A 26,842-nucleotide genomic window follows, 5' to 3' on the forward strand; every position below is an offset into this window, starting at 1 on the left:
AGCGAGTTGACGCATGACACTCATCATCGAGGACGGCACCGGCAAGCCTGACGCCGAAAGCTACGCGAGCGCCGAGGACTTGGCCATGTATGCCGTGAAATTCGGCACGGTCATCCCTGTAGGCGTTCCGGAGCAGGAAGCGCTGCTGCGCCGGGCCACCTTGGCAATGGATGGCATGACCTGGAAGGGGCGCAAGACGAACAGCGATCAGGCACTATCCTGGCCGCGCCGGGAAGTACTGCTGGATCACGAGATCAAGCCGAACAACTACCTGCCAGCGCGCATCCAGTACGGGCAGATGGCCCTAGCCGCCGAGATCCATCAGGACGACATCGACCCGGTGGAGAAGCGCAAGGGCGCTGTGCTGCTGGATCGTGTTGAGGGCGCGGTGACGCGGCAATATGCGGCTATCCCGTCCACCAGCAACCGGCTGTTGCCGGCGGCTCCAGATCGGCCGAGCGCAACGCAGTTTGCCGACTACCTACAAAAGCGCGGACTGTTCGCAATCCGCGCATAGCTTAAGCGGAGACCACTATGGCCACCTTCTACGACGAAATGGCCGTGATGGCTCTGGAGATGATCACAGAGTTCGGCCAGTCTGTGACCATCAGCAGGACTGAGCCGGGCGAGTACGACCCGGATATCGGCGGCGAAGCTCCAGGCGCAACCGTCGAGCAAATCGCCCAGGGCATCCTGCTCGACTTCACCGGCCTAGAATTCCAGAACAACAGCCTCATCCGGCAGGGCGACAAGAAGCTCAAGATCGCTGCTCAGGGTTTGGCCTGGGTTCCGGGTCTGCTCGATAAGGTGGTCGCCCAGGGCCGCACCTGGTCTATCGTGCCGCCGCTGAAAGATGTGAACCCTGCCGGTACCCCGATCCTGTATGAGTTGCAGGTGCGGTCGTGAGCCGGGCCAGTTCCGGGCAGTCCGGCAGTTTCGCCCTGAGCCTGGCCGAGTTCGCCGCCCAGACCGGCGAAGCCATCGACGCCAGTGTGCGCGAGATCATCATCGAGGTCGGCAGCAGCCTGATTCGGATGTCTCCCGTGGGTAATCCGGAGATCTGGGCGCAGAACGCAGTGGCCACCCAGTACAACAAGGCTGTCGACGATCACAACAGCGCGCTGCGCAGTGATCCGGCCAACCTGACGAAGGGCGGCAGACTGAAGAAGGGACGCAAGCTCAACGACGGCATGGATATCAAGGCGCCTGAGGGCTACGTCGGCGGCCGGTTTCGTGCGAACTGGCACATCTCTCTGGGCGTGGTCGAGAACGTCACCTTTGACGAGGTAGACCCGAGCGGCGCCGAAACTACAGCGGCGCTGGTCGCAGCGATGAGCGACTTCACCGCCGGCCAGATGGCCTACATCATCAACAACTTGCCCTATGCGATCCCGCTAGAGTTCGGCCATTCCACCCAGGCCCCCGGCGGCATGGTTCGGGTCACCGTGGCTCGCTTTCAGCAGATAGTGCTGGAGGCCATCAGGAACAACCAGGTATGAGTCACGCAATTATCGCTTCGATCTACGAGGCCAAGCTAATCGCCTGGAACGCTGCCAGGCCGGAGAAGCTGAAGATCGTGTTCGAGAACACGGCCTACACGCCGGCGGCGGGCGAGACCTATCTGCGAGCCTTCACTATCCCGGGCGACACCGCGAGCAACACGCTCGGTGGCGATCACCGGCTTTTCACCGGTGTGTTTCAAGTGAGCATCATCGCGCCGGCGGGCAGCGGCAAAACCAAGACGAACCCAATTTCGGCAGAGTTGACCGCACTGTTTCCGCTATATGTACGGGACACCAAAAACGGTTTCGTTGTCACGCCCATGACGCCAGTAGATGTTGGACCTGGCATTACTGGCGACTCAACCTACACCGTCCCGCTGTCGTTCTCATACCGCTCCGACACCACGCCATAACCCGCCCGTTGGGCAAATCCTGAACCCGCCATTGAGCGGGTTTTGTCATTTCTGCAAAGAGGAAAACCCATGTCTGTTTACTTCCCCAACGGGGCAACACTGGCGATCTCTACCGGCTTTGCCGCTGCGAAGGAGATCACCAGCATCACGAATGCAAACCCAGGCGTCGCCACCGCGCTTGCCAACGGTTTTGCCAATGGCGATATCTTGCTCGTCACATCCGGCTGGGAAGATATCAACGAGCGTGCCGTGCGTGTTGCCGCTGCTGCTGCCGGCGCTTTCACCCTGGAAGGTATCGACACCTCGAATACCTCGTTCTTTCCAGACGGCATCAGTGCAGGTACGGCCAAAAAGGTCACCGGCTGGGTCGCCGTTAACCAAGTGATCGGCAACTCGATGTCCGGCGGTGAGCAGCAGTACTGGACGTACGCGCCGCTCGAAGCGCGCCGCGACAAGCAGATTCCAACCACCAAGAACGCCCAGGCTTTCTCGTTCCAGCTCGCTGACGACGACAGCCTGGCCTGGTACGAAGAGTTGGATAAGGCCGACCGCGAGAAGGAAGTGCGGATCCTGCGTATGTCGCTGCCGAACGGGAAAACGATCTACTACGCCGGTTACGCGTCCTTCAACAAAAGCCCGACCCTGGTGCGCAACGAGGGTGCCGCCGTCGCGTTTGGCTTCACCATCAACGCAGAGATCACCGCGTATCGTGCACCAGTTGTTGCTGACGGCGGGGCTTAATCATGGCGAAATTCAAGATTGCCCAATCGCCAACGTTTCTCGGGGCGGTGATGATTCCGGTAGTTGGCCAGGATCCGGTGAAGGTTCAATTCACCTTCAAGTATCGAAACCGAATCGAGTTGGCTGCGTTGTTCGATGAATGGAATCAGCGGCGCAGTGATGGTGCTGAGCGGTTTGGTGAAAATCCAAAGGTGTCGGAAATTGTTGCCGCCGATACCGAAAATCAGATGCAGCAGATTAAGGATCTGGTCGTCGGCTGGGAGTTTGACGACAAGTTTGATGACGAAAGCATCAAGGCGCTTGTGACCTCCTGTCACGGAACGACAGAGGCTGTCGTCGACGCGTACCAATCAGCTTTCGCTAAGGCTCGCACGGGAAACTGATCCGCGCCGCCCGAGCCCTGTATGAGCCTCCTCCTGATGCGGAGCAGCTTGCCGCCTTTGGCTGGGATGTCGAAGACATGGAAGAGGAGTTTGAGGTTTGGCCGTGCCTTTGGCCGGCCTTCTTCTTATTCAACCGCATGTCTACTCAGTGGCGAGCAGGAACGGGCGGCGCGATCGGCCTCGACTACAGCAGCATTCGCGACGTGGCCGGCTTCCTCGGCATCAAGAAAAAGAAACTCGCTGAAATCTTCCCTGACCTTCAGGTGCTGGAAGGCGAAGCCCTGCGCGTTATGGCGGAGGAAAGGGAAAACAGCCCGTAACCACGGGCACTTATTCAAGGTGAGTCGATGAACATTGCAGAACTCGGCGTCAAGATCGACTCGGCCGATGCAATCCAGGCAAAAACGAGCCTGGATGAAATGGCGAAGGCTGGCGGCCGGGCCGAGCAGTCCGCCGTTTCGCTGATGAACGAAATGCAGGCACTGGAGAAGTCGCTTTCTACCAACGCCAAAACCACGCAGGACCTGGCAAAGCAGCGTGACGCGCTCTCCAAGCTGACCAAGACCGGCGCCTATGGCGAGGCCGAGGCGGCGAAGATCTCCGCGCAGCTCGACAAGCAGCAAGTTGCATTGGCCAAGTCGGCCATGGATGAACAGAAGGCCTTGAACAGTCTGTTGGGTGCCATCGACCCGGCTCGCGCGGCCCTGGCCAAGCTGGATACCCAGGTAGAGCAACTGGGCAAACATCTGGATGCCGGACGTATCAACCAAGAGCAATACAACCAGGCCCTAAAGAAGATCGATGGCAAGTATGCCGAGATCGACAAGACGAGTTCGGCGTTTGCGGGCCTTGGACTGAACACCAAGTCCGCCAGGCAGAACGTGGTTCAGCTCGGCAATGCTCTGGCTGAAGGAAACATTCGTGTAGCGGCACATAACGTTCTGGAACTCGGGACCAATGCCGGCGCCTCGGCCGTTCGCATCGCAGCCATGGCCGCGCCTATTGGGCTTGCTGTAGCAGCGGTCGGCGCACTCGCTTATGGATTTGTTCAGGGCAGGGCCGAAACCGACAAATACAACAAGTCGCTGATCCTCACCGGCAACTACGCAGGCGTCAGTGCCGGACAGCTCGGCGATATGGCGCGCCAGGTCAGCGCTACTGTCGGCTCTACGGGGCAAGCAGCCTCTGTCCTGGCTCTGCTGGCTGACAACGGGAAGATCGCAGGTGCGAGCTTTACCGAGATCACTCAGGCCGCCGTGTCGATGCAGGAAGCGACTGGCAAAGCTGTGAGTGAGACAGTCGGGGAGTTCTCCAAGCTGGCAGACGACCCCGTCAAGGCGTCCGCTGCGCTAAACGAGCAGTATCACTACCTGACTGCCTCGGTTTACTCGCAAATCGTGGCCCTTGAGAAGCAAGGCGATCACGCCGGCGCCGTAAAGCTCGCGACCGATGCCTACGCTGATGCGATCAATGAGCGCACTCCGAAGATTCTGGCAAACCTCAGTCTTTGGGAAAAGGCTTACAACGCCGTGGCGCGCGCCGCCGACGGGATCAAGAATATTGGTCGTCGCGACATCAACGCGGATATTGAAAGCGCGAAGGCGGACCTGCTTGAAGCGCAAAACATGGACGGGTTGTTCCAAAACAAAAAGTCCAAAGACGCGCTGATTGAGTTTCGGCAAGACCGCCTAAACATGCTGGAAGATGAGAAGGCGGCCCAAGCCGATATCGCCAAGTGGGAGGGTGACCAGGCCAAGGCCCAAGGCGAAGCCGTGTCGTCGATGGCTAAAATCGATGCTTTGACTAAATCGTCATGGACGAATGAGCAGAAACGCGCCGACGCCCTCAAGGACTACAAGAAACAACTCGACGATATCCGCAAGGTAGCGCCGAACGATCCTCGCCTGGCTCAGGCAACGGTCGACAAAAACATCGCCAATATCAACGACAAGTTCAAAGACCAGAAGGCCGCCGGTTCCCAGGTCGACTTAACCAGTTTCAACAACGCCAAGAACGACCTGGCGGCGATCACCGACACCTACAAAAACTATCAGAAGGAACTGGACGCGGCACAAAAGGCCGGCCTGCTTTCCGAGGCCGATTACCTGCTACGGCGCCAAGCTCTCATCGGCAACGAACGCGACCAGGTAACGGCAGCCTACGAGGCCGAGATTTTGGCGCTGGAGGCTGCCAAGGGCAAGAAGACCACATCGGCCGCGCAAAGCATCCAGCTGGACCAGAAGATCGCTGACGCGCGCGCGGGGATGGTCAAAGCGCAGAAAGACGCTGACAGCCAGCTTGAAGTCCTAGCGACCAACGAGACCGGGCGCCTGGCCAAGCAAGAGCGCGCGATCAGCACCTACGTGCAGGCTCTGGGGCAGCAACAGCGAGCTCTGAAGCTCGCCGGCCAGCGCGCGGTTCTCGGCGTGGGTCAGGGTGACCGCCAGAACGCACTCAGCGGAGAGCTGAACAGCCAGCAAGACCGGTTTGCTCAGCAGTCGCTGGAGCTGGCCAACCAGAAGTCCGACCCATCGCGGAATATGTCGGAGGAAGAGTTCAAGCGTAAGTCGCAGGCGCTCGCCGACGCGAACAAGGCCGCCACTGACCAGATCCGGCAGAACTACGCGGATGTGGAGAACGCCCAGGGAGATTGGACCAAAGGCGCGACAGCGGCTTGGGACAACTATTTGGATTCGGCGCGCAACATAGCCGGCCAGACGAAAAGCCTATTCGGCAACGCTTTCAGCTCAATGGAAGACTCGCTGGTTAACTTCGCCTTATCAGGCAAAGCGTCGTTCGCTGACTTTACCAAGTCGATCCTGGCGGACATGGCACGCATTGCCACACGCCAAGCCAGTTCGGCATTGCTGGGAAGTCTGGTGGGCGCAGCGGCAAGCTACTTCGGTGGTAGCGCCGCCCGTGGCAACGGCTTGGCGGCCGGATCTGCCGGTGCCGCGTCGTCGAATCTTGGTGCATCTGCAGGCGGCTATTCCGGCTCGTACTTTCCGCAGGCCAAGGGTGGCGCCTGGTCGGGCGGTGTGCAGATGTTCGCCGACGGCGGCGCTTTCACTAATTCCATCGTCAGCAAGCCCGCCGCATTTGGAATGGCCAACGGCAAGACCGGGGTCATGGGAGAGGCGGGGGAAGAGGCCATTATGCCGCTGGCCAGGACTTCCAGCGGGAAGCTAGGCGTTGTTGCCATGGGCGCCGGAGGCGGTGGTGTAAATCTGAGTCTCAGCATGCCGATCATCCTGGGCGATCAGGAAGCCGGTCGGCCTGATGGTGCTGAGTTCGACGCCGAGACCTTCCAGCGCAACATGGAGACTCGCACCCGGCAGGTTGCAGTCGAAGAAATTGCCAAGTCTTGGCGACAGGGTGGTGTAAGCCGCCGCAACGTGAAGGGATGATTCATGGCGATTGAGCGATTTACTTGGGCAACAGAGAAGGGCGCGGAGGGTGAAATTACTCAGCGCGTCCGGACCAAGCAGTTTGGCGATGGGTACGCCCAGTCTGTCGAGGACGGGATCAACAACCTGTCGGAATCTTGGCCGGTGACCTTCACCGGTATGGCATCCAGTGTCCTGGAAATCAGGAAGTTCCTCGACCGGCACAAAGGGGCAAGAGGCTTTCTCTGGACGCCGCCCCTTGGCGAGCTTGGTCTCTACAAGTGCAACGGCTACAAGCCCGTGCACCGCGGCGGCCAGGTCTACGCCATTACCGCGACCTTCGAACAAACCTTTCACCCCTGAGATAAACACCCATGGCACTAATCACGGACATCCAGAAACTGGAGCCCGGCGCCGAAATTCGCCTGTTCGAAATTGACGGGACTGAATACGGCGCGGATTACCTGCGCTTCCACGGTCACGCCATCCCGCACACGCCCGAGGAACTGTTGGCCTACGAGCACTCGGAGGAGGATCTGCCGGCCAAGTCAATTTGGTGGCAGGGCGCTGAATACGCGGCGTGGCCGGTGCAGATTGAGGGTATCGGGTCCAATAGCGACGGCACGGCCACCAGGCCGACGTTCGCCGCCGGCAACATCAACGGGCGCGTCACTGCGTTGTGCCTGGCCTTCGAGGACCTGCTGAAATTCAAGCTGACTGTTCGCGAGACCCTGGCCCAGTACCTGGATGCGGCCAACTTTCCTGAGGGCAACCCAACGGCCGATCCGACTCAGGAAGGGTTGGAGATCTGGTACATCGACCAGAAAACCAGCGAGGACGGGGAAGCGGTGGTCTGGGATCTGTCGTCCCCGGGCGAGATCGATAACCACGGGCTACCCGGGCGCCAAATGACGACGTTCTGCCACTGGGCCATGACCAACGGCTACCGGGGGCCTGACTGCGGCTACACCGGCGCGGCCATGTTCGACGACGAGGATAACCCCACGGATGACTCTGCCCTGGACCAGTGCAAGGGCTGCCTGTCGTCCTGCAAGTTGCGCTTCGGCGAGAACAACGAACTTTCCTTCGGTGGATTCCCTGCCGTCTCTCTCATTGCCCGGAGCTGACCATGCGCAAGCACATCATTGCGGCTATCCAGGCGCACGCGGCATCTGAGTATCCGCGCGAGTGCTGCGGCCTGCTGCTGTCCGTGGGCCGAGCGCAGAAATACGTTCCGTGCCGGAACATCGCCACGGAGCCGAACGAAGAGTTTCGGCTTGATCCGGAGGACTACGCTGCGGCGGAAGACTTGGGCGAGGTGATCGGCATCGTTCACTCGCACCCGGACGCCACCAGCAGGCCGTCACCGCACGACCTGGCCATGTGCGAAGCCACGGTTTTGCCCTGGCACATTTTGTCCTGGCCCGAGGGCGACATGCGCACGATCACGCCCACGGGCAGCACGCCGATGCTCAAGCGCCCGTTTGTACACGGTGCATGGGACTGCTGGCAGGTCTGCGCTGACTGGTATCAACGTGAGTGGGGCCTTGAATTCGAAACTTTCCAGCGCACCGACGGCTGGTGGGAGAGCGCGGAGAACGAGAGCCTGTACGAGCATCGCTACGAGGCGGCCGGTTTTGTACGCGTCGACCAGCCGCAGCGCGGTGACATGATCGTTATGCAGGCTGGCCGGACAGTTCACCCGAACCACGCAGGTATTTACCTCGGCACCAATTCGTCATTGCCTGGTGAGGATTCAGATGTTTTCGGCCCGGGACCTTTCCTGCTGCACCACCTGTATGGCAGGCCGTCCGAGATCATCGTCTACGGCGGGCCCTGGCATGACCGGACACGCCTGATCCTCAGGCACAAAGACGCAAAACAACCAACATGAAGCGGCAGGGCCGTAGGAGAAGATCATGCAAGCCTCGCAGCGCTACAGGTTGTCCATTCACGACCTTTTCACCGTCACCGAAGGCGGCATTTGCGGCGCTGACGCCGTGGTCGCCATTCTGGATGATGGAGTCGAAGTTGATCGTGTGAAATTCACCGGCAAGTGCCAGAGCGAAGGTGGCTACAGCCGCAGCTACCATGGCAAGTCAGGGCTTCATGCGGCGCTTGTATCAGCAGGGCCGGGCCGGATTAGTTTTCAAGCGCGCTACGGCTCTGAGCTCACTTAGGCGGAGTAAGACCCCCTATAAAATCATCTGAGCCAAGCTTGTGGGACCCATACTCGACAATGTATCCATCATTCAATCTTGCGGCCTCAGCCTCGGCTACGACTTTGCTGTGGTAGACATCGACGAGATGCCAAGGGGAAGGTCGGTCCTTTAAAACAGCCCAGCCCAATACCCAGCCCTTGTTGTCTGGATCGGGGGGCAGGTTCCTTGAGAGACTTCTGATCGACATGTCCATTCCTTGGTTAGGTGAAGGCCAAAAGCTACTGCTGATTGCGGAGCGGGCGTTACTGGGGATTCGTACAGCTGGTTTTGGATTCGTGTAAAGCAGTGCCTACGATATTTCTGGACCTTGAGATCGGAGTAACTGGGATGTCTGTGCAGGCCCCAATACCCGGCAAACTCTGCGTCTGCCGGGAGTAAATAGCGTTTAAGGCATCAAGACCGAGTCGACAACGTGGATCACGCCGTTGGACTGCATAACGTCTGCGATGCTGATGCTAGCCTTACCGCCTTGGGCATCTACCACCCAAAGCTTGCCGTCGTGCAGCTTGATATTCAGAGACTCACCCTGAACTGTTTTCAATACAACGGTTCCGCCATTCTTCTTGGCGTCGGCCATCAGCTGTGCTGATGTATGAGTGCCAGCAACTACATGGTAGGTCAGAATTTTAGTCAGGTCGGCTTTGTGCTCAGGCTTGACCAGAGTATCAACGGTGCCTGCTGGCAGCTTAGCAAAGGCTTCGTTTGTAGGAGCGAATACGGTGAAAGGACCTTTGCTGTTGAGTGTGTCAACCAGGCCGGCAGCTTTGACTGCCGCTACGAGTGTCGTGTGGTCTTTTGAATTGACTGCGTTCTCCACGATGGTTTTGCTTGGGTACATCGCTGCGCCTCCGACCATTACAGTGTCGGCAGCAATGCTAAGAGTCGCAGTAACGGAGAGAATCGCGAAGCAGGCTGCAGCAGCAATTTTTTTGTAAAAGGCGTGCATGATGTATCTCCTTGGCTCTAATGCCCTCCGAGTGAGGGTATTGAATCTACGAGCCAACGATCAAAGTGGATGCACCTTTTCAAGAAATAACTTTTTAAGCGCATCGCTTGCCGGTTCAGACCCGTCGGTCGCTTTCACTGGCATTCCATCCACGCTGGATGCCCGGCCAGGACTCAGTATGATGTTCTGCCATCCGCTGCAGGTGTTGCGGTCGGAGTAGGGGTCTTTAACGCGTGAACAGCCAAGGAGTGACAGAATGAATTATTACGGTGTGCGTTACAGCTGGAAGAGGCGCTCCGATGGAGCCACCGGCAGTAGGGGATTTGAGGTCAAAGCATCATCCCAGTCAGAGGCTAATAGTTTGGCTCACATTCAGGCAGCTAATCAGAGTCCCGGGTGCGATATTACTGAGATTCGCGTGACTCCGCGGCAATAGAAGCCATTGATGCCCAGCGCCGCGCTGGGCTGGGCTTTTTGCAGCTGTTCCTCAGTGCTACAGCCCCGCCAAACCAAAGAGCGAACGATATGTATGTGACGCCGAAATTTATCCCGGGCGGGCTGACACATGGATAGGCTTGATCGCTTGAACGATCTGCTGCGAGAGCAGGACTGTGTTATGTCAATCGACATCAAATTCAACGACTTCAAATACGATTTGGAGTTGGTGCTGTCTGCCGATGAGTCAGGTTCGGATGCGGTGTCGCTAGTTTTTCATGATGTCAGCGCTCTTGAGGTGAACGGATTCGGTGGTGGCCTGACCCAATTCATGCACCTTGAAGCCTTTCGAGTAGATAATGGGCTCGACAGAATTCGCTATGAAATGAGAGATGTGGATGACGATAAAATCTCGTTCAAGTTCTTCACTTTCGGCGGTTCAATTTTTTAGGAGCAAGCATGCGGATTTTGATAGCGGCGGTAGCGGTGGCGATGCTGGCGGGATGCGCCTCCACGGCAATTTCAGTGCGCGACGCAAAGCCGGTGCCGGCGGATGAGGTTTATGCCTTCCAGTCCAAGCCATCTGGCGAAAGTGGGAAAATTACGGTTGTGCGCGACTCCGGCGCCGTCGGTTCGGGCTGCGATATCGTCGTCTATGTAGATGGGCGCAAGGCCGCGAAAATTGGTACTGGTCAGCGCGCTACCTTTTACCTTCCGCCGGGATCGCCAAATCTCGGCGCCGGCCTGGCAGGGTCTGGCCTATGTGCTGGAGCGGCGATCCGTACGATTGCGGCGACCGTGCATCCCGGGAAGGAAAGTCTGTACAGGATCAGCGGTGATATAGGCGGCTTCTACATCGGCCCATATGTCGACTACAACTGAAAAACGAAAATCATAAAGCCGCCTACGGGCGGTTTTTTATTGCACGGAGAAAAAGATGCAGGCGTCAGCGATCAACTACCAACCAATGACAACCATTCGCCTGCACGGGCAGCTACGTCAGTTCGGGAAGTCATTCATGCTTGCGGTTAAATCGCCTGCCGAGGCGATTAAGGCTCTGTGCATCCAGATTCCCGGATTTGAGCGCTTCCTGTCGAACGCCAAATCGCGAGGTCTGGAGTTCGCAGTCTTTCGAGATAAGCGCAACATCGGCGAGAAAGAGTTGAGCTACAGCGGCGCCGGCGACATTCGGATTGCTCCTGTAGTGGTGGGGAGCAAGCGCGGCGGGGTCCTTCAGACCATCGTCGGCGCGATCCTGATTGTTGTGGGCGTTATTTTCTCGGCAACTCCGTTCGGCACCCCGTTAATTGGAGCAGGCATCGGATTGGTCGCTGGCGGCGTGATCCAAATGCTCAGTCCACAAGCTGGCGGGCTCAAAACCAGCGCCTCGCCAGAGAACACCCCCGGCTATGCCTTCGGCAGCGCCAAGAACACCACGGCATCTGGTAACCCGGTACCGCTCTGCATTGGCGAGCGCCGCTGGGGTGGGGCAATTATCAGTGCCGCCATCTACGCCGAAGACCAGATGTAGCCAATACCTGAAGCACCGCAGCCGCCCATGAGGCGGTTTTTTATTGCCTGGAGAAAAGCATGGGCGCAGCACTCAAGATTGGTATCCACGGCGCCAAGGGCGGCGAAGAGAAGCCCAAAACGCCAACTGAGGCCCCGGATAGCCTGCGCTCCGTTGCCATCGCCAAAATGTTGATCGCTATAGGGGAGGGTGAGTTCGAAGGTACGCCGACCGCCAAGGACATTTACCTCGACAACACCCCGTTGCAAGATCCACAAGGCAACATGAACTTCCCGAACGTGAAGTGGGAGTGGCGCACTGGTGCGGTCGACCAGACTTATATCCAGGGCATCCCCTCAATCGAGAACGAGACCACAATCGGCACCGAGCTGCGCAGCGGTACTCCGTGGGTCAAGTCCATCAGTAACACCCAGCTTTCCGCCGTGCGTGTTCGCTTTGCGTGGCCGGCACTCCAGTCGGTCGATGCCAGCAACAACATCAACGGGTACCGCATTGAGTATAAAGTTGAGTTGGCCACTGATGGTGGTGCCTACCAGCAGGTATTGAGCGAGGCTGTCGACGGCAAAACTACCAGCCTATACGAGCGCACTCGCCGTGTTGATCTGCCCAAAGCGAACACGGGCTGGCTGATGCGAATCACGCGACTGACTGTCAACAAAAACAGCCCGGCCAAATTCTCCGACATCATGCAGATCGCCGGCTTCACCGAGGTGATCGACGCGAAGATCCGTTACCCGAACACCGCAATACTCTACATCGAGTTTTCTGCTGAACAATTTCGCAGTATTCCGACGGTAACAGTGGGCTGCAAGGCTCGAAAATGGTCAGTACCGAGCAACTATGATCCCGCATCGCGCACATACAGCGGCGTGTGGGATGGTACCTTCAAGGAGGCCTACACCAACAATCCGACCTGGGCGACGCTCGGAATTACCACCAACGACCGCTTTGGCCTTGGCCGCCGCATAAAGCCTTGGATGGTCGACAAGTGGGAGCTTTACCGGATCTCGCAGTACTGCGATCAGTTGGTGCCGGACGGGAAGGGCGGTATGGAGCCGCGCTTCATCTGCAATCTGAACTTGCAGAGTAAGGCCGATGCCTGGTCTCTGCTGCGTGACATCTCCGCCATTTACCGGGGCATGACCTACTGGGCTCAGGGCCAAGTGTTCACCTTGGCGGACATGCCGCGTGCCACTGACTTTGACTTCGCCTATACCGGCGCGAATGTCATCACCGAGGGGCGACAGCCGTTCATTTACTCCAGCGCGTCGGAGCGCACTCGCTACACCAGGGCGTTGATTAGCTACGACAACCCGCTGAACAACTACGACACAGACGTCACTGCTGTGACCGACCAGAAGCTGCAGCGGCGCTACGGCGACAACCCGCTGGAGATCAGTGCGGTTGGCTGCACGCGCGAATCCGAGGCCCAGCGCCGGGGTAAGTGGGCGCTGCTCACAAACTCTAAGGACCGGGCCGTCACCTTCAAGGTAGGCCTCGACGGTCGAATCCCGCTGCCTGGGTACGTGATCCCTATCGCTGACGAGCTGCTGGCAGGTCGGCCAGTGGGTGGGCGTATCTCGGCGGTGAATGGCAAGGTCATTACCCTGGACCGCGACACCCAGGCCAAGCCCGGCGACCGGCTCATCCTCAACCTGCCAAACGGCAAGTGTGAGGGGCGGACCGTGCAACTGGTGAGCGGTCGGAAAGTCACGGTGACCGTGGCTTATTCCGTGACGCCCGAACCTGAACTGGTGTGGGCGCTGGATGCCGACGACTTGGCCATCCCACTTTACCGTGTGGTGAGCGTAGCCCGGCCAGAGCCTGGCGTGTTCGAGATATCGGCCGTGCAGTACGACCCGAGCAAGTTTGCACACATCGACACCGGCGCGCGCCTGGAAGAAAGGCCGATCAGTGTTATCCCTATCACCGTAGTTCCGACGCCGGCCAGTGTCACGCTGACGTCGAGCTACGCCGTGAATCAGGGTATCGCGATCAGCACCATGAACATTTCGTGGCCCGCTGTCGCAGGCGCGGTCGCGTATGACGTGGAGTGGCGCAAGGATAGCGGCAACTGGATCAAGGTGCAGCGCACCGGCTCGACGAGCGTGGACGTCACCGGCATCTATTCGGGCGCCTACTTGGCCCGTGTTCGTTCGGTGAGCGCCTTTGAGATTTCTTCGATCTGGAAAAGCTCCAACCTGACCAACCTAAAAGGTAAGGAAGGCTTGCCGCCGGCGGTGTCGTTCCTGACCACCACCAGCGAGTTGTTCGGCATCAGCATCAAGTGGGGTTTTCCACCTGGTGCAGAGGACACTCAGCGCACCGAGCTGTGGTATGGACCGGCAAACAGCCTGCCAGCTGCAAGCAAGCTGGCCGACCTGGCTTATCCGCAGGCCGGCTATCGTATGCAACAGCTGCAGGCGGGCGCCACGCTGTTCTTCTGGGCGCGCCTGGTGGACCGTTCCGGCAACATCGGGCCGTTCTTTCCAGTGGTTAATGGCGTGATGGGCCAATCCAGCTCGGATGCGGGGCCAATCCTTGAGCAGATCAAGGGGCAAATCGACAAGACGCACTTGGGCCAGACGCTGAATGCGCGGATCGATCTCATCGATGGCAGTGGACCCGGATCAGTAAATGTTCGCATCGACGCCGCCAAGGAAGAGCTCGAGGGGTTGATCGATCAAATTGTCGACGCCTTGGAGTACGTTCCGTCGAAGGCATATGTGCTGAACGATATCGTGCGCCAGGGCCAGCACCTGTACCAGGCAAACGGCCCGGTGCCGGCGAACAACCCGCCGCCAAACGCGACATACTGGACCGATATCGGCACGGTAACTCAGACGGTTAACGCGCTGGTCACACAGGTTCAGCAGAACTCGGCGACGATCAACCAGCATGGACAGGACATCAGCGCCCAGGCTCAGCAACTAAACACCGTTCGAGCTACGGTGAATGATCCGGTGACTGGCGTGCAAGCCACGGCTACAGGACTGAGCACGCTTAAGGCTTCGGTGACCACGCTCGACGGTAAAGTCACCACCACAGCGCAGCGGGTAGACGGCATCTATCTGCAGGTGAACCCTCCGCTTCAGGGCGATGACACTGCGCTGATGGGGTCGGAGGCGGCTTATGTAGGCGTCTGGTCTACCCAGTCAGCTCTCATCGAGGGCGACCTGGTGCAGGGCCAGCGAACGGATGCTGTAGAGGTTAGAGCAGCTGCAAACGAGGCCGCCGTACTATCCGAACAAACTGCAAGGGTGAGCGCCGACGGAGCGCTCGCAACACGGATAGACACGGTAAGTGCTCAGACGTCGTCCAACGCTTCCGCAGTGCAAGGCGAGATCACGGCCAGGACGAACGCCGACCAAGCGCTTGGGCAGCGCATCGATACAGTCCAGACGACGGTGGGCGGAAACACGCTCGCCATCCAGACCAACGCCACTGCAATTCAAACGGTCAACGGGAAGGTCACGGCCAACTGGTCGGTGCGCATGCAGTACGACACCGGGACCGGCCTCTACAAGTATGCCGGGATCGGCCTGGGCCTGGAAAATGGCCCTGGTGGCTTGCAGTCGCAGTTCATCATTGACGCCGACCGGTTCGCCATTGGCCAGGCCGGAACTGTGCCGTTCGCGGTGCAGGGGGGGCAGACCTTCATAAAATCGGCGTTCATCCAAGATGCGTCGATTACAAACGCCAAGATCGGTAGCTTTATCCAGTCCAACAACTACGACCCTGGCCTTATTGGTTGGAGGCTGAACTTCGATGGTACGTTTGAAATTAACGGCATCGTCGCCGGTCAGGGGCGTTCCGTCATAACAAACCGGTCGCTGCGATTCTGGGATGTAAACGGAGTTAAGCGGGTTCAAATCGGAGATCTAACCGAATGACTAATGGGATTAGAATATGGGGGGCTAATGGAGCCTTGCAGCTTGATGAGAACTCGTTCACTGTAAGGGTTGTTTATTCAGCTCTTGTAACAAGAAATGTTGAGCGGCCCAATGTGACAAGGAATGTCACAATATCAATACCCGAGGTAAATCCATCCAGCTATATAGCAGTGTGCGTTCCTAATATTTCTTTCACTGGCGACCCCAGTGGTCAGGATGCCAGGAACTCGCAGTTCGATGCTCAGGTTGTGCAAGGTGGAGTTGTGGTTTGGTTTACAAATCGAAATATGCCTACATCAATATCTTTCGGGGTTGGAACACAAAGGCTTTTGGTGATGAGGTATAGGTAATGACCTACGGTTTAAAATTCTCCAACGTTTCTGACGTTGTTACCTTGGATTCAGAGTTTTCGAGGTTAGTGATTTTGTACTCTGCTAGATACAATGCAGGTGCATTTTTCCCAGCCCCGATCACCTCTCAAGAGCCGCCTCTTATTTTTGTAAGGCCTGACAACAACTCGTCATTTCAGTATGTGAGGCTTATTGGGACTCCGGGGAACTGGACAGGGTTTTCTAATTCAAACCCAGCAAACGCGCCGGGTACATACTTCTTGGCCGCCTATGAATCAAAAGAAACAGCAAGCTATGGGCTAAGGCTATGGGATGGAGCCTCAAAGCTTTTATTTGACAACGGAACGCCATGCGCTCAATTCACATTAGTTGCCACAACATGGTCGTTATTGTCTCTTACCAATCCGTCACCCGGTATATGGATATATGTGTATTCGACACCTGCTAGCTTGAGTTCTGGCGATTATATGCTGATCAACAATATTGCGATGGACCTTCCAGGCCAAAGTTCTTGGTCGAAGCTATCTTGCAGTTGTGATTATACAAATAATAGAATTTTAGCTACTCTTTCTAATCTTGGCGATTTCAGAACTGACGCGCTTTTTCTGCCTATATTGTTTGCCAAGCCGATTGCTTAGACGTTGGTAAGCATTGGAATTACGCACCAAACAACTATGCCGCCTTGAGCGGTTTGTATTGCCTGGAGAGATTTATGCCAAGACAGGAAATTAACATCGGCACGGCACCAACGGGTGCTGGCGGGGATACAACTCGCAGCACCGCAGTAAAAATCAATGCAATGACCACTGAGTTGTATGCGAGAAACGCTCTACTGGGATCGGCTGCTAATGCCAATATTGGGACTGCACCCGGCCAGGTCATGGCCGTAGGAACGAGTGGTCTTTCGGGACTTCCTGCCGCGGCGCCCACTGTCACTAATCTTTATAATATGACAGGCCGGTCCTTTGAGATGGGGCAGTATTTCCCCATTAACGGATCAAATGCCCCGGGCGCTGTTTCGCCGTACGGGCTGGCAATTGGTATCCAGGGCCAGAATGCAGAATGGCGCCACATGCTCCAGTTCACCACCGAAGGTGATATTTACGATGTGTCCATCACCAACCCCTCACAAGGCGGGCAGTGGAAGGTAGCAAAGCTCTACACAACACTTAACACCACCCGTGCCGCCGACGGCACCCTGAAGGCGATTTGATCATGGCAAGAGCAGCAATCAACGTACTCGGCGCCACTGGTGCGACCTATGACTTTGTGACCGCAGGCGCGGGTGTTATCGCGTCTTCGCGAATATCGGCCGGGGTGTACCAGATCACCGGATGCCTGGGCATGGTGCCGTTCCCACCGATTGATGATGGATGGGGCTACACGGTGAACCAGGTCGACAGTCGGGCAGACGTGGATATTCAGTTCGAGGAAGGCGTGCTGACGGTGGTGGTGACCAAGGACGACAAACCGTATGACCTAAAGCACATGATCACGCTACACATCCTGGTGCCCGATGCGCCCGTCGTACCGATGCCGCCTATTGAGGTGCCCGAATCCACGGAAGATGCTCAGCCGCCCGTAGGGGGCGCCGAAGCCTAATCACTTCACCGTTCAAACGATGCCGCCTCGAGCGGTTTTTTTTCGCCTGGAGAAAAGCATGCCGATCACCGAGCAGCAGCTGCTGCAGATCCTCCCCAACGCCGGCCGCCAAGCCGGCGTTTTTGTTCCTGTGCTGAATACGGCCATGGGACGTTACGGCATTGTCGGCACTCTGCGTGTGTCTGCGTTCATCGCCCAGGTCGGGCATGAGTCTGGCCAGTTACGCTATGTGCGCGAGATCTGGGGGCCGACGGCGCAGCAGTCCGGATACGAAGGCCGTGCTGACCTGGGCAACACCGTGAAGGGGGATGGCTCCAAGTTCTGTGGCCGTGGCCTGATCCAGATCACCGGCCGGGCGAACTATGCTGGGTGCGGTGAAGCCCTGGGCCTCGACCTGATCAACCAACCTGAACTGCTCGAGCAGCCACAGCACGCAGCAATGTCGGCGGCGTGGTTCTGGTCCACGCGTGGGCTGAACACGCTGGCAGACCAGAAGGACTTCGCGAAGATCACCCGGCGCATCAATGGCGGGCTCACCGGCCAGGCCGACCGTCAGGCGCTGTACGACAGGGCGCTGAAGGTGCTGGCATGACGCCGGTGCAGAAGCTGGGTGGCCTGGTGTTGCTGGTCCTGGTGCTGATGGCCGGTACAGCCGTCGCCACCTGGCAGGTTCAGGATTGGCGACTTGGCAAGCAACTCGCCGAGCAGCTCACCGAGCAAGGTGACGCGCACCAGAAAGACCTCGACGCAATCACCGGCGAGGCCTGGCGTCAGCAGCAGGCCGAGCAAGACAAACGCTTGGCCACCGAGCGTCAGCTCGCCACCCTGGACCAACAACACACAAAGGAATTATCCGATGCCCAGCGCAACCAGGCTCTGCTGCGTGATCGCCTTTCTACTGCTGACGTGCGGTTGTCAGTCCTTCTCGCCGCCACGGATTCAGCCAGTGGCTGCGACGTGCCTACCACCCCCGGCGCCGTCGGCGTGGTTCATGCAGCCCGTCGAGCCCAACTTGACCCAGCGCATGCGCAACGAATTATCGCCATCACCGACGATGGGGATAACGCAGTGATCGCGCTGCGGGCGTGCCAGGCGTACGTCAGGACTATAGGTCCCGCGCCGTAAGCACAAACCTCTGACTTGAAAAAGCGAAGCCCCGGCATTTAGCCAGGGCTTCTGAATGGACTGAGGGAATCGAACCCCCGACGCGCGGATTTCAAAACCGCCGCTCTACCGACTGAGCTAAGCCCCCATTTACCGTGCAAGACGGAGTTCTGAAACTATAAGAAAGTGAAATCGCTGATGTCAAACATTTTTTGCAATCAAATTTATACCTTGATTCCTCACGCTGCCCACGGCCGTGTCGACCTTGAACCACTCGAAAACCTCGTAGGGCTCTCCCTGGTGCAGCACCATCTGTTCGGCACGCTCCTTGGGCGTGGCCGGGTCCAACCATTCCCGGGCCAGGTCCGGTGTCAGCACCACGGGCCGCCGGTCGTGGATGTCCACCATGCCGCCGGCGCTGTCTGCGGTTATGATCACGAAGCCGTCATGCTCACCCGGGCCTTTATCGCTGTCGGGTAGTTGGCCAATGGCGGCGCACAGCACCGGCGCGCCATCCTGCCGGCGGATCAGGTAGGGCTGTTTCTTCGGCCCGCCTTCGTCCACCCACTCAAACCAGTTATCGACGGGTGTGATTGCCCGGTGTGGCCAGATCGCGCGGAAGAACGGGCCGTGGGCCACCTTCTCGACGCGAGCATTGATCGGCGCGGCGCGATCTTTGGCCCAGTGCGGGCGCCATCCCCATCGCACCATGTCCGCGTACAGCAGTTCACCCTGCAGGTGGAGCAGGGCGACCTGGGTTGTCGGGGCGACGTTGTAGCGCTCGAGCGGCAATTCACCGACGGAATTCGCCAGAGCATTGGGCATGCTCAGCGCTGCAACGAAGTCGTGAATGCCGCTGTATTGGGAAATCCTTCCACACATAGTCGTCTCCGCTCGTCGGCCCCAATGAACAGCCGGGGCCAGGCCAATCTCTACACTGTAGACACTGGCCCCCGGTATTCGTCATGACAATAAACATCGATCAGATCAACGCGATGGAGGCGTGGTTTTCCCTACGCAACGATCAGGACTTCAACTCAGCAACACCGGAGGAGCGTTACGAGAGGCGCCTGGCGTTGGCTGACGACATGAAAGAGCGCGGCGCAATCGACAGCGGCGAGTGGCGCGAACTGACCGAAGAGGCCGTCGCCGCGTACGCAGTTGAATTGGACTGACGCGCCCGCTTGTCAGATATCTCCTACACCAAATTGACCGCAAGCCGTCTGCGTTATTAACTGTACATTCGTACAGTATGTGTAAAAGGCTGCATCATGAGCTTCTCAATTTTAGGTCCTATTGCCGAGGGTGGCACGAAGCTGCCCTTTTGCTCTTTTCGGGTACCCGCCGGCTTTCCATCGCCGGCGGCCGATCACATCGAGCAGCACATCTCATTGGATGAGGTCTTAAATATCAGGGCTCCGCACGTCTATCTGATAGCCATCACTGGCGAGAGCATGCAGGGCGCGGGTATTTTTGAAGGTGACCTGGCGGTCGTAGACCGATCTATTGAGCCGGCCCACGGGCACATAGTAGTAGCGCTGCTGAACAACGACCCCGTGTGCAAACGCCTCTGCAAGCGCGGCAAGGAAGTCATCCTGTTATCCGAAAACCCTAAGTACCCGGCGCGCTATGTCCTAGAGGGTGACGAGCTTTCGATTTGGGGCGTGATCACAAGTACAGTCCGCAGTCATGTCTAACTCGCCAGTTTTTGCACTGATCGATTGCAATAGCTTTTACGCCAGCTGTGAGCGCGTATTTCGCCCCGATCTGGCCAAGACGCCGATCGTAGTCCTAAGCAACAACGACGGCTGTGTGATCGCCCGCAGCTACGATGCAAAGCCTTTCATCAAGATGGGCGAGCCGTATTTCCAGATCAAGCACAAGCTCAAGCAGCACGGCATTGTCCCGTTTTCCTCAAATTACGCCCTGTATGGGGACATGAGTGAGCGAGTTATGACACTGATCGAAAGCATGGTGCCCGCTGTCGAGATCTACAGCATCGACGAAGCCTTTGCCGATCTCACAGGCATTGTTGGGCTTGATGCACTCGGGCGGCAGATCCGGGCCCAGGTGCTTCGATGCACGGGGATCCCTGTAGGCGTCGGCATAGCCAATACGAAGACCCTGGCCAAGCTCGCGAATCACACCGCGAAGCGCCTTCAAGCGCAGACCGGTGGTGTGGTAAACATCACTGATCCGGTCAAGCGAGACTGGGTTCTTCGCAACACCGATGTTTCTGAGGTGTGGGGCGTTGGCCGAAAAATGAAGCTCCACCTCGACGCTCTGGGCATCAAGTCCGCTATGGACTTGGCCAAGGCGGATCCGTGGACGCTCCGCAAGAAATTCAGTGTTGTTATCGAGAAAACGGCGCGGGAGCTTGCGGGTACATCGTGCCTCGAACTGGACGAGCCAGACCCTCCGAAGCAGGAAATTTGCTGCAGCCGGATGTTCGGCAAGCGGCTGACAGAGTTGGCACCCATCCAAGAGGCGGTGGCCACCTACATGATGAGAGCCTCGGAAAAGCTTCGAGCTCAGAACTCGCTATGCAAAAAGGTCCGAGTCTGCATCCGCACCGGGATGTTCAACCCGGAGGAAGCGAAGTATGCGAATGGGGTGGTGGTGGATATGCCATATCCAACAGACGACGTGAGATTGCTAACAAAGGCGGCCGTCGATGCGCTCGACCGCATTTTTCGGCCTGGCTTCAACTACAGCAAGGCCGAAGTGATGCTGCTGAACCTTTGCCAGCCAGGCGAGTACACCGACGATCTGTTCGCGATATCGCAGCCAGCAGAGGCAACAAGAGTCATGACGGTGCTGGACCAGATCAATGACCGGTGGGGAAGGGGAACGTTACGTTCGGCCAGTGTGCCGACGAACCCCGACTGGGGGATGCGCCGGGAGATGATGAGCCAGAGCTACACCACCAAGCTGGACCAGCTCTGGTCAGTGGCTTGCAAGTAGTGATTACTCGGGTGCCATTAGTACCGCCAAGGTCAGCTTGATGAACTCTTCATTCTTGTCGATGGTATTTAGGGCACCTCGAACGTTCTCAGCCACGTCGGCCGAGCCGCGCTGCTCAACCCAATTCGATATCTCGATGATGGACGCTTCAAGGGCCAGCTGGTTTTCGTAAAGCTTCGAGAGCAGGGAAGGGATCAGATCTGAGTTTGGCATCGGCGTTCCTCTGGTAAAGTGAACAGCGGAGCAGCAGAAGTTTGGTCGCCTGCTCCAAAGTTATAAGTGTACGCTCTCGTCCCAGACCTACCCCCCACGAAGGGCTGGAATCGGCCAGTAGCTGCCGGTCGCTATGGGCTGTAACCGGCCCAAAGCCGTCGTAGGCGGTGAACTGCTTCCGGCCAAAAGTGGTCCCGCGAGCTATGTCAGCATGTGAAGCATGTCCATGAAAATCGGACCTGAGAGATCACGTATTTCTCCCTTGTCAGCAACCAGGCTACCTACAGCACCGGCGAATGACGTTTGGTCATGCGCTGGGATGTCCAAGCTGCCAATGATCTTGTAGCGAAACAGCCAGCCGCAAGCGACGCGACCTAAGTGTCCGCCCAGTACACCTTCCCGAGACATCATCGCCAATGGCAGGGACGCCAGCTATAGCATGTTCCTGCCGGTCGGCAGCAACGAGATATTCTCGTTGAAATTACTTCACCCCTGATCACGCAAGGCCCTGTTAGCCTTGGCAGTTTTCCGGCTCTACGATCATTACGACTTCACCGCCTTGAGCGCCGGTTGCAAGGCAAGGAAGAAACGCCTACACAGGAACCTCCGTCCTGATCAGCGTACCGCCTTCGGCCAGATTGCGGGCAGTAATGGTACCGCCATGGGCCTGGCAGATCGCACGGGCGATGGACAAGCCTAGCCCGCTCCCCCCTGAGTAACGTGCCCTGGATCGTTCTGCCCGCCAGAAGCGGTCGAACACGCTGTCCAGATGCTGGGCTTCGATACCTGGCCCTCGGTCACCGACTTCAATCACCACCGAACCGTTAACCCTGCGCGCCGTCATATTCAACTCGCCTCCCCCAGCCGCATAGCGCAGCAAGTTATCGACCAGAATGTTGATCACCTGGCCCAGGCGATCACGATCGGCGTGCATTCGAAGCCCATCGGGAATACTGACCTGCGTTCGCACGCAAGCCTCATCCAACTGTGGCTGGAACCAGGCCAACCGCTCCGCCACCAGAGCGCCCAGAGAAAACTCGCTGCGCTCCAGCACCATCCGGCCAGCACGGGCCATCGATAACAGATGCAGGTCATCCACCAGTTTTCTGAGTTGATCGAGCTGACGTTTGACCATGCCCAACTGCGTGGCATCGCTGGGGAACACCTCATCGAGCATACCCTGCACGCGCCCCATGGCGGCGTTCAATGGCGTGCGCAATTCGTGGGCAATGACCGCGCTGGATTCACGCACATCGCGTTCATAGCGCTCCAGTCGCATGGTCATGCTGTTGAAGTCGCTGACCAGTCGTCGCAGCTCGTCGGGGGTATCGCGGTGCACAGGCAGGCGCGTAAGGAAATCACCGCCGGCGACCCGCCGGGCTCCCTGGGCAATCGCAGAGAACTGGCTGGACAATGGCCGCGAAAACCACAGGCCGCAGGCTATGATGGTGGGGATCGCGGCCAGCACCAGGCCGATCAGTATCAGCCAGTCGCGATTGGCGATAGCCGGCTGGAAATAGGCCAGCGGATAGTACTGGGCAACCAATTGACGCAAGCGTGCCTCATTGAGCCCTGGCTCGGCACGCAGCGCCAGCAACTCATCGCGTGGCCCCGGCGGAAGATGCTGCACAAAATACCAATCCGACAGTGTGACGTTGATCCACATGCACACAGAGATCACTACCACCGCGCCAATTGCCAGCAGGCTCATGCGTAGGCCGATCCAGCGCCACATCGGTTTGTCGTTGACCTGCGGTTGCTCAAGCATGTGAGTTACCTGAATCGATAGCCGATAGAGCGCACCGTTACCAGTACGCCGGTGATGCCATGGGTTTCCAGCTTGCGGCGCAGGTTGTGCACGTGGGTGTCGACGACGCGGGCCAGGGCTTCGCTTTCCGGCAGGCAGATTTCCAGTAACTCATCGCGGGTGAAGGCCTTGGACGGCGTCTTGAGCAACGTCACCAGTAGCTTGAACTCCGTTGGGGTCAGGTCCAGCCATTCCGGTGGTTCATCGCCTTGCTCGATGGCCGCGGTAAAGGCGACAAGATCCACTCGCAGGTTTTCATGGCGAAGTAAGTGTTCCACCGGTTGGTTGCCGGTGGTGCGCCGCAACACTGCGTGCACCCGCGCCACTACTTCGCGCGGACTGTAAGGCTTGACCACATAGTCGTCCGCGCCATAGCGCAAGGCACCCAGCTTTTCCGGTTCGTCACCCATGGCCGTTACCATGATCACCGGCGTGTCACTGCTGCGGCGTACGGCCGACAACACCTCGGTACCACTCAAACGCGGCAGCATCACGTCGAGCAAGATAAGGTCGGGCTGCCAGCTTTTGTGCAGGTCGAGCCCGCGCTGGCCGTCTTCGGCCAGGGCCACCTCATAGCCATCCCGGAGCAAGTAGGCTTCAAGAATGCTGGCGCTGTCGGCGTCGTCTTCGACGATGAGAATACGTTTTCCTGACACAAAGAAGCCTCTTGATGAAATCTTGATAATTTACGAACGGTTTATTGAAAGTGTGCTGCCAGTATTGCCCTACGCCCGCTTTCGCGAGCCGATCCTATGCCGACCACTGTATCGCTGTCCAAGCCTATCAACGTGCCTGAACAGCTCGATAAGGGAGAGGCGCCGTATCGCTCGCCGGCGGGCGCACTGCTGTCTTCTTTTGCACAAAGGGCTTGACCATGAACTTCACCGCTCCCCCTACCCGCAAGGTCCTATTGGGCGCCGCCACGCTGATGTGCTTCGCGCTCGCGCCCCAGGCTTACGCGGCCGACGCCAGCCCGGCAGCCGATGAAACCACCATTACCCTGGGCCTTGGCATGGGGGGCACGCCTCGCTACATGGGCGCTGACCGCTATCGTCCGCTCGTACTTCCGATGCTCAGCATCCAGCACGGAGCGTTGTTTGCCGACACCACTCGCGGCGTGGGCCTGCAATTTCAATCCGACAGTGGTTTCGGCACCAGCGCGGCGATCAATTACGACCTGGGCCGCAAGCAGCGGGACACCACAACCAGCCCCGGCGGCGACGAGCTCAGAGGTATGGGCGATATCAACGGCGCAACCGTCGCCAACTTTACCCTCAGTCAACAACTGCTTGACTGGCTGTCGGTCAACGCTGAAGCCGACATACGCATGGCCGGCGAACACCGTGGCAACCGTTACCGATTTGGCCTGGAAGGCATCCTGTTGCACACAGGCCGCGACACCCTGAGTCTGGCCGTGGACGCCCATGCAGGCGACAGCCGCTACAACCAGACTTTCTTCGGGGTCACACAGGCACAGAGCCAACGCTCGATCTACAGCAAATACTCCGCAGACGCTGGGATCTATGCTTATTCCGCCAGCTTGAACTGGCAGCATACCCTGGATACGAACTGGTCAACGCTGGCCAGCCTGACGGTGACTCAATACGACGACCAGGCCAGCGACAGCCCGCTGGTAAGACACCGAAGCTCAGGCCTGGGCCTGTTTGCAATCAACTACACCTTCTAACAACAAGATCCCAGGTATGCAGGCGCCAGATGAACTATCCCAGGGGCAGATTCTGACTCTGAGCGAATGGCTTTTCGGACCGCGCAAGGTTCTACCCATCCGGGTGAACACATGATGATCCGTTTGAAGCACCTATCCAAAAGAGCCGTGCTGCTCGGCGCGCTATTGATGAGTATCGGCAGTCAAGCTTCCCCCACCCTGCATACCGAAGCGTTCGTGCATCCTGGCCTGCTCCACACTCAGGATGACTTCTCACGAATACGCGAAAAACTAGCCAACTATAACCAGCCGTGGCTGGCCGGCTGGCAGAAGCTGATCGCCAACCCCCATGCCTCATTGGCATGGCAGCCCAACCCGGTGCCGGTGGTTTACCGCACTTCAGAAGAACCGAATAACCACAGCATGCTGTTCAGCGATAACGCCACCGCGTATGCACTGGCCCTGCGCTGGCAGATTTCGAACGACCCGGCATATGCCGACAAGGCGGTGAGCATTTTGAACCGGTTGTCCTCAACCCTCACCGCGACCAAAGGCAAGCCCGTCAAAGCCTTGGCGGCAGGCTTGCACGGTTATCAACTTGCCAATGCGGCCGAACTGCTGCGCACCTATCCGAAGTGGGAGCCGGCAGACTTCCAGCGCTTTCAAAGCCTGATGCTCACTGTCTTCTACCCAATCAATCATGACTTTCTGGTGTACCACGATGGCACCCCGCCTGATCACCATTGGGCCAGTTGGGATTTAGCCAACATGAACTCGATGCTGGCCATCGGCGTACTGACCGATCGCCGCGACCTCTACAACGAGGCTGTCGACTACTTCAAGCACGGCAGGGGTAACGGCGCCATCGAACACGCGGTGTGGAAGATCTACGGCCGTGGCTTGGGTCAAGTCCAGGAAAGCGGGCGTGATCAGGCACACGCCATGCTCGACATCGCGTTGCTCGGCAGTTTCTGCCAAATGGCCTGGAGCCAGGGCGACGATCTGTTCGGCTACCAGAACAACCGCGTGCTGCAAGCCGCCGAGTATGTGGCCAAGTACAACTTGGGCCAGGAGGTGCCGTTTACTCCCGTGATCCGCCGCAGTTTCAAACAGGCGGCCATCTCGACTAAACACCGGGGCGACACCCGGCCGATATGGGAACTACTTTACAACCACTACGCCGTGCGAAAGGACCTCAGCGCGCCGAACGTGCAGGCCATGGCAAATAAAGTACAAGTGGAAGGAGGGGGCGGGGATTATGGGGCTGACAACGGTGGCTACGAGCAACTGGGGTATGGGACGTTGCTGTATTCGTTGGGGGAATACGGTTTGTCGGAGATGCAATTGATGCCGTAGAGATATATCACCAAAGTTGCACTGCGCATTACACAGCGTCGTTTTTACCTATCAATACGCAAAGGTGCGTAGTCAACGAGGAACGTTAGCAGGCGCGCCAAAGAACAAAGACACCGACAGGGGTTGGGCACCGTGGGCCTGCACAGGCTATATGCCGTACTGCCGGTGGATTGCCTCGGGAGTATTCGTTGTTCATAAGCACTGGAAATGGCTGGAACAGCAGTCGATTATCTACCCGTTTGGTTTGAATGTCTGGGTATTTGCTTTGAGTGGATTTCGGACCTCGCGACAGGCAGAGATCGGCCGAACGCGGCCATACGATTGTCTC

32 protein-coding genes and 1 tRNA gene are annotated in these 26,842 nt (G+C 58.1%); 26 read left to right on the forward strand and 7 right to left on the reverse strand.

Annotation, left to right across the window (positions count from 1 at the left end; translation table 11 throughout):
• Positions 1 to 13: 13 nt before the first annotated feature.
• From ASE80_RS28150 to ASE80_RS28205, 12 genes are all read left to right on the forward strand, one after another.
• Positions 14 to 517, forward strand: a complete 504-nt coding sequence (locus ASE80_RS28150; protein WP_056861785.1) for a DnaT-like ssDNA-binding protein — start codon at positions 14 to 16, stop codon at positions 515 to 517.
• 17 nt (positions 518 to 534) lie between these two features.
• A complete protein-coding gene (locus ASE80_RS28155) occupies positions 535 to 906 on the forward strand; it encodes a hypothetical protein (protein WP_056861786.1) in 372 nt (123 codons plus the stop codon).
• On the forward strand, positions 903 to 1,499 hold the full coding sequence (locus tag ASE80_RS28160) for a hypothetical protein (protein WP_056861787.1): 597 nt from the start codon (positions 903 to 905) through the stop codon (positions 1,497 to 1,499). Before ASE80_RS28155 ends, ASE80_RS28160 begins: the two co-directional genes overlap by 4 nt.
• Positions 1,496 to 1,915: a phage tail terminator-like protein gene (locus ASE80_RS28165; protein WP_056861788.1), complete on the forward strand. Its 420-nt coding sequence runs from the start codon at positions 1,496 to 1,498 to the stop codon at positions 1,913 to 1,915. The genes ASE80_RS28160 and ASE80_RS28165 overlap by 4 nt, the downstream gene beginning before the upstream one ends.
• A gap of 69 nt (positions 1,916 to 1,984) precedes the next feature.
• Complete coding sequence (locus tag ASE80_RS28170; RefSeq protein WP_056861789.1) at positions 1,985 to 2,656, forward strand: phage tail protein; 672 nt, start codon at positions 1,985 to 1,987, stop codon at positions 2,654 to 2,656.
• A gap of 2 nt (positions 2,657 to 2,658) precedes the next feature.
• Positions 2,659 to 3,039: a phage tail assembly chaperone gene (locus tag ASE80_RS28175; RefSeq protein ID WP_056861790.1), complete on the forward strand. Its 381-nt coding sequence runs from the start codon at positions 2,659 to 2,661 to the stop codon at positions 3,037 to 3,039.
• Between the two features lie 17 nt (positions 3,040 to 3,056).
• Positions 3,057 to 3,359, forward strand: a complete 303-nt coding sequence (locus ASE80_RS28180; RefSeq protein WP_056861791.1) for a DUF1799 domain-containing protein — start codon at positions 3,057 to 3,059, stop codon at positions 3,357 to 3,359.
• A 27-nt stretch (positions 3,360 to 3,386) separates the two neighbouring features.
• A complete protein-coding gene (locus ASE80_RS28185) occupies positions 3,387 to 6,446 on the forward strand; it encodes a phage tail tape measure protein (protein ID WP_056861792.1) in 3,060 nt (1,019 codons plus the stop codon).
• Between the two features lie 3 nt (positions 6,447 to 6,449).
• A complete protein-coding gene (locus tag ASE80_RS28190) occupies positions 6,450 to 6,788 on the forward strand; it encodes a phage tail protein (protein ID WP_056861793.1) in 339 nt (112 codons plus the stop codon).
• 11 nt (positions 6,789 to 6,799) lie between these two features.
• Positions 6,800 to 7,552, forward strand: coding sequence for a phage minor tail protein L (locus ASE80_RS28195; protein WP_056861794.1), 753 nt, complete (start codon positions 6,800 to 6,802; stop codon positions 7,550 to 7,552).
• A 2-nt stretch (positions 7,553 to 7,554) separates the two neighbouring features.
• Positions 7,555 to 8,319 carry a C40 family peptidase gene (locus ASE80_RS28200; RefSeq protein ID WP_056861795.1) on the forward strand — a complete coding sequence of 255 codons (765 nt, stop codon included), beginning with the start codon at positions 7,555 to 7,557 and terminating at the stop codon, positions 8,317 to 8,319.
• A 25-nt stretch (positions 8,320 to 8,344) separates the two neighbouring features.
• Positions 8,345 to 8,605 (forward strand): hypothetical protein, encoded by a 261-nt coding sequence (locus tag ASE80_RS28205; RefSeq protein WP_056861796.1) that lies wholly within the window; start codon positions 8,345 to 8,347, stop codon positions 8,603 to 8,605.
• On the opposite strand, the gene ASE80_RS31590 is transcribed toward ASE80_RS28205, so the two are convergent.
• Together ASE80_RS31590 and ASE80_RS28215 are read right to left on the reverse strand one after the other, a co-directional pair.
• Positions 8,598 to 8,834 (reverse strand): hypothetical protein, encoded by a 237-nt coding sequence (locus tag ASE80_RS31590; protein WP_056861797.1) that lies wholly within the window; start codon positions 8,832 to 8,834, stop codon positions 8,598 to 8,600. The two genes, ASE80_RS28205 and ASE80_RS31590, sit on opposite strands and share 8 nt — an antisense overlap.
• 198 nt (positions 8,835 to 9,032) lie before the next feature.
• Positions 9,033 to 9,593: a fasciclin domain-containing protein gene (locus ASE80_RS28215; RefSeq protein WP_056861798.1), complete on the reverse strand. Its 561-nt coding sequence runs from the start codon at positions 9,591 to 9,593 to the stop codon at positions 9,033 to 9,035.
• A 616-nt stretch (positions 9,594 to 10,209) separates the two neighbouring features.
• Between ASE80_RS28215 and ASE80_RS28220 the strand changes: the two genes are divergently transcribed.
• The 9 genes from ASE80_RS28220 (at position 10,210) to ASE80_RS28255 (ending at position 18,529) form a co-directional block, all read left to right on the forward strand.
• Positions 10,210 to 10,479, forward strand: coding sequence for a hypothetical protein (locus ASE80_RS28220; RefSeq protein ID WP_236708874.1), 270 nt, complete (start codon positions 10,210 to 10,212; stop codon positions 10,477 to 10,479).
• Between the two features lie 8 nt (positions 10,480 to 10,487).
• The gene (locus tag ASE80_RS28225) at positions 10,488 to 10,910 is read left to right on the forward strand and encodes a hypothetical protein (protein WP_056861800.1); all 423 of its coding nucleotides are present in this window, start codon (positions 10,488 to 10,490) and stop codon (positions 10,908 to 10,910) included.
• Positions 10,911 to 10,965: 55 nt separating this feature from the next.
• Positions 10,966 to 11,559, forward strand: coding sequence for a tail assembly protein (locus tag ASE80_RS28230; protein WP_056861801.1), 594 nt, complete (start codon positions 10,966 to 10,968; stop codon positions 11,557 to 11,559).
• A 59-nt stretch (positions 11,560 to 11,618) separates the two neighbouring features.
• Positions 11,619 to 15,452, forward strand: a complete 3,834-nt coding sequence (gene gpJ, locus ASE80_RS28235) for a TipJ family phage tail tip protein (protein WP_056861802.1) — start codon at positions 11,619 to 11,621, stop codon at positions 15,450 to 15,452.
• A gap of 349 nt (positions 15,453 to 15,801) precedes the next feature.
• Positions 15,802 to 16,440 carry a hypothetical protein gene (locus ASE80_RS30550; protein ID WP_082463693.1) on the forward strand — a complete coding sequence of 213 codons (639 nt, stop codon included), beginning with the start codon at positions 15,802 to 15,804 and terminating at the stop codon, positions 16,438 to 16,440.
• 74 nt (positions 16,441 to 16,514) lie between these two features.
• Positions 16,515 to 17,015: a hypothetical protein gene (locus tag ASE80_RS28240; protein WP_056861803.1), complete on the forward strand. Its 501-nt coding sequence runs from the start codon at positions 16,515 to 16,517 to the stop codon at positions 17,013 to 17,015.
• A gap of 2 nt (positions 17,016 to 17,017) precedes the next feature.
• The gene (locus ASE80_RS28245; RefSeq protein WP_056861804.1) at positions 17,018 to 17,404 is read left to right on the forward strand and encodes a hypothetical protein; all 387 of its coding nucleotides are present in this window, start codon (positions 17,018 to 17,020) and stop codon (positions 17,402 to 17,404) included.
• Between the two features lie 58 nt (positions 17,405 to 17,462).
• Positions 17,463 to 17,996, forward strand: a complete 534-nt coding sequence (locus ASE80_RS28250; protein WP_056861805.1) for a glycoside hydrolase family 19 protein — start codon at positions 17,463 to 17,465, stop codon at positions 17,994 to 17,996.
• Positions 17,993 to 18,529: a lysis system i-spanin subunit Rz gene (locus ASE80_RS28255; protein ID WP_056861806.1), complete on the forward strand. Its 537-nt coding sequence runs from the start codon at positions 17,993 to 17,995 to the stop codon at positions 18,527 to 18,529. Before ASE80_RS28250 ends, ASE80_RS28255 begins: the two co-directional genes overlap by 4 nt.
• 56 nt (positions 18,530 to 18,585) lie before the next feature.
• Here the strand turns inward: ASE80_RS28255 and ASE80_RS28260 are convergent.
• Positions 18,586 to 18,656, reverse strand: a tRNA-Ser gene (locus ASE80_RS28260).
• A 53-nt stretch (positions 18,657 to 18,709) separates the two neighbouring features.
• A complete protein-coding gene (locus ASE80_RS28265; RefSeq protein WP_056861807.1) occupies positions 18,710 to 19,390 on the reverse strand; it encodes an SOS response-associated peptidase in 681 nt (226 codons plus the stop codon).
• Positions 19,391 to 19,473: 83 nt separating this feature from the next.
• Here ASE80_RS28265 and ASE80_RS28270 point away from each other — a divergent pair, with 83 nt between their 5' ends.
• From ASE80_RS28270 to umuC, 3 genes are all read left to right on the forward strand, one after another.
• Entirely contained in the window at positions 19,474 to 19,683 is a 210-nt protein-coding gene (locus ASE80_RS28270) for a hypothetical protein (RefSeq protein ID WP_056861808.1), read from the forward strand.
• A gap of 96 nt (positions 19,684 to 19,779) precedes the next feature.
• Positions 19,780 to 20,205 (forward strand): LexA family protein, encoded by a 426-nt coding sequence (locus ASE80_RS28275; protein WP_056861809.1) that lies wholly within the window; start codon positions 19,780 to 19,782, stop codon positions 20,203 to 20,205.
• Positions 20,198 to 21,472 carry a translesion error-prone DNA polymerase V subunit UmuC gene (gene umuC / locus ASE80_RS28280; RefSeq protein ID WP_056861810.1) on the forward strand — a complete coding sequence of 425 codons (1,275 nt, stop codon included), beginning with the start codon at positions 20,198 to 20,200 and terminating at the stop codon, positions 21,470 to 21,472. Before ASE80_RS28275 ends, umuC begins: the two co-directional genes overlap by 8 nt.
• A 3-nt stretch (positions 21,473 to 21,475) precedes the next feature.
• On the opposite strand, the gene ASE80_RS28285 is transcribed toward umuC, so the two are convergent.
• The 3 genes from ASE80_RS28285 to ASE80_RS28300 all read right to left on the reverse strand — a co-directional run bounded on the left by ASE80_RS28285 (position 21,476) and on the right by ASE80_RS28300 (position 24,148).
• Positions 21,476 to 21,685 (reverse strand): hypothetical protein, encoded by a 210-nt coding sequence (locus ASE80_RS28285; RefSeq protein ID WP_056861811.1) that lies wholly within the window; start codon positions 21,683 to 21,685, stop codon positions 21,476 to 21,478.
• Between the two features lie 592 nt (positions 21,686 to 22,277).
• Positions 22,278 to 23,453, reverse strand: a complete 1,176-nt coding sequence (locus ASE80_RS28295) for a sensor histidine kinase (RefSeq protein ID WP_056861813.1) — start codon at positions 23,451 to 23,453, stop codon at positions 22,278 to 22,280.
• Positions 23,454 to 23,458: 5 nt separating this feature from the next.
• A complete protein-coding gene (locus ASE80_RS28300; protein WP_056861814.1) occupies positions 23,459 to 24,148 on the reverse strand; it encodes a response regulator in 690 nt (229 codons plus the stop codon).
• Positions 24,149 to 24,366: 218 nt separating this feature from the next.
• Between ASE80_RS28300 and ASE80_RS28305 the strand changes: the two genes are divergently transcribed.
• Both ASE80_RS28305 and ASE80_RS28310 read left to right on the forward strand, forming a co-directional pair.
• Positions 24,367 to 25,179, forward strand: coding sequence for a MipA/OmpV family protein (locus ASE80_RS28305; RefSeq protein WP_056861815.1), 813 nt, complete (start codon positions 24,367 to 24,369; stop codon positions 25,177 to 25,179).
• Between the two features lie 114 nt (positions 25,180 to 25,293).
• Positions 25,294 to 26,514 (forward strand): alginate lyase family protein, encoded by a 1,221-nt coding sequence (locus tag ASE80_RS28310; protein ID WP_082463698.1) that lies wholly within the window; start codon positions 25,294 to 25,296, stop codon positions 26,512 to 26,514.
• Positions 26,515 to 26,842: the final 328 nt, after the last annotated feature.

The organism is Pseudomonas sp. Leaf15, assembly GCF_001421425.1.
Lineage (GTDB): Bacteria > Pseudomonadota > Gammaproteobacteria > Pseudomonadales > Pseudomonadaceae > Aquipseudomonas > Aquipseudomonas salomonii.

Coding starts and splice junctions, on each gene's coding strand:
- ASE80_RS28240 (WP_056861803.1), top strand. CDS start 16,515: ATGCCAAGACAGGAAATTAACATCGGCACGGCACCAACGGGTGCTGGC.
- ASE80_RS28295 (WP_056861813.1), bottom strand. CDS start 23,453: ATGCTTGAGCAACCGCAGGTCAACGACAAACCGATGTGGCGCTGGATC.
- ASE80_RS28220 (WP_236708874.1), top strand. CDS start 10,210: ATGTCAATCGACATCAAATTCAACGACTTCAAATACGATTTGGAGTTG.
- ASE80_RS28195 (WP_056861794.1), top strand. CDS start 6,800: ATGGCACTAATCACGGACATCCAGAAACTGGAGCCCGGCGCCGAAATT.
- ASE80_RS28310 (WP_082463698.1), top strand. CDS start 25,294: ATGATCCGTTTGAAGCACCTATCCAAAAGAGCCGTGCTGCTCGGCGCG.
- ASE80_RS28230 (WP_056861801.1), top strand. CDS start 10,966: ATGCAGGCGTCAGCGATCAACTACCAACCAATGACAACCATTCGCCTG.
- ASE80_RS28170 (WP_056861789.1), top strand. CDS start 1,985: ATGTCTGTTTACTTCCCCAACGGGGCAACACTGGCGATCTCTACCGGC.
- gpJ (WP_056861802.1), top strand. CDS start 11,619: ATGGGCGCAGCACTCAAGATTGGTATCCACGGCGCCAAGGGCGGCGAA.
- ASE80_RS28150 (WP_056861785.1), top strand. CDS start 14: ATGACACTCATCATCGAGGACGGCACCGGCAAGCCTGACGCCGAAAGC.
- ASE80_RS30550 (WP_082463693.1), top strand. CDS start 15,802: ATGACCTACGGTTTAAAATTCTCCAACGTTTCTGACGTTGTTACCTTG.
- ASE80_RS28255 (WP_056861806.1), top strand. CDS start 17,993: ATGACGCCGGTGCAGAAGCTGGGTGGCCTGGTGTTGCTGGTCCTGGTG.
- ASE80_RS28305 (WP_056861815.1), top strand. CDS start 24,367: ATGAACTTCACCGCTCCCCCTACCCGCAAGGTCCTATTGGGCGCCGCC.
- umuC (WP_056861810.1), top strand. CDS start 20,198: ATGTCTAACTCGCCAGTTTTTGCACTGATCGATTGCAATAGCTTTTAC.
- ASE80_RS28275 (WP_056861809.1), top strand. CDS start 19,780: ATGAGCTTCTCAATTTTAGGTCCTATTGCCGAGGGTGGCACGAAGCTG.
- ASE80_RS28165 (WP_056861788.1), top strand. CDS start 1,496: ATGAGTCACGCAATTATCGCTTCGATCTACGAGGCCAAGCTAATCGCC.
- ASE80_RS28200 (WP_056861795.1), top strand. CDS start 7,555: ATGCGCAAGCACATCATTGCGGCTATCCAGGCGCACGCGGCATCTGAG.
- ASE80_RS28205 (WP_056861796.1), top strand. CDS start 8,345: ATGCAAGCCTCGCAGCGCTACAGGTTGTCCATTCACGACCTTTTCACC.
- ASE80_RS28285 (WP_056861811.1), bottom strand. CDS start 21,685: ATGCCAAACTCAGATCTGATCCCTTCCCTGCTCTCGAAGCTTTACGAA.
- ASE80_RS28190 (WP_056861793.1), top strand. CDS start 6,450: ATGGCGATTGAGCGATTTACTTGGGCAACAGAGAAGGGCGCGGAGGGT.
- ASE80_RS28215 (WP_056861798.1), bottom strand. CDS start 9,593: ATGCACGCCTTTTACAAAAAAATTGCTGCTGCAGCCTGCTTCGCGATT.
- ASE80_RS28185 (WP_056861792.1), top strand. CDS start 3,387: ATGAACATTGCAGAACTCGGCGTCAAGATCGACTCGGCCGATGCAATC.
- ASE80_RS28155 (WP_056861786.1), top strand. CDS start 535: ATGGCCACCTTCTACGACGAAATGGCCGTGATGGCTCTGGAGATGATC.
- ASE80_RS28175 (WP_056861790.1), top strand. CDS start 2,659: ATGGCGAAATTCAAGATTGCCCAATCGCCAACGTTTCTCGGGGCGGTG.
- ASE80_RS28245 (WP_056861804.1), top strand. CDS start 17,018: ATGGCAAGAGCAGCAATCAACGTACTCGGCGCCACTGGTGCGACCTAT.
- ASE80_RS28265 (WP_056861807.1), bottom strand. CDS start 19,390: ATGTGTGGAAGGATTTCCCAATACAGCGGCATTCACGACTTCGTTGCA.
- ASE80_RS28270 (WP_056861808.1), top strand. CDS start 19,474: ATGACAATAAACATCGATCAGATCAACGCGATGGAGGCGTGGTTTTCC.
- ASE80_RS28250 (WP_056861805.1), top strand. CDS start 17,463: ATGCCGATCACCGAGCAGCAGCTGCTGCAGATCCTCCCCAACGCCGGC.
- ASE80_RS31590 (WP_056861797.1), bottom strand. CDS start 8,834: ATGTCGATCAGAAGTCTCTCAAGGAACCTGCCCCCCGATCCAGACAAC.
- ASE80_RS28225 (WP_056861800.1), top strand. CDS start 10,488: ATGCGGATTTTGATAGCGGCGGTAGCGGTGGCGATGCTGGCGGGATGC.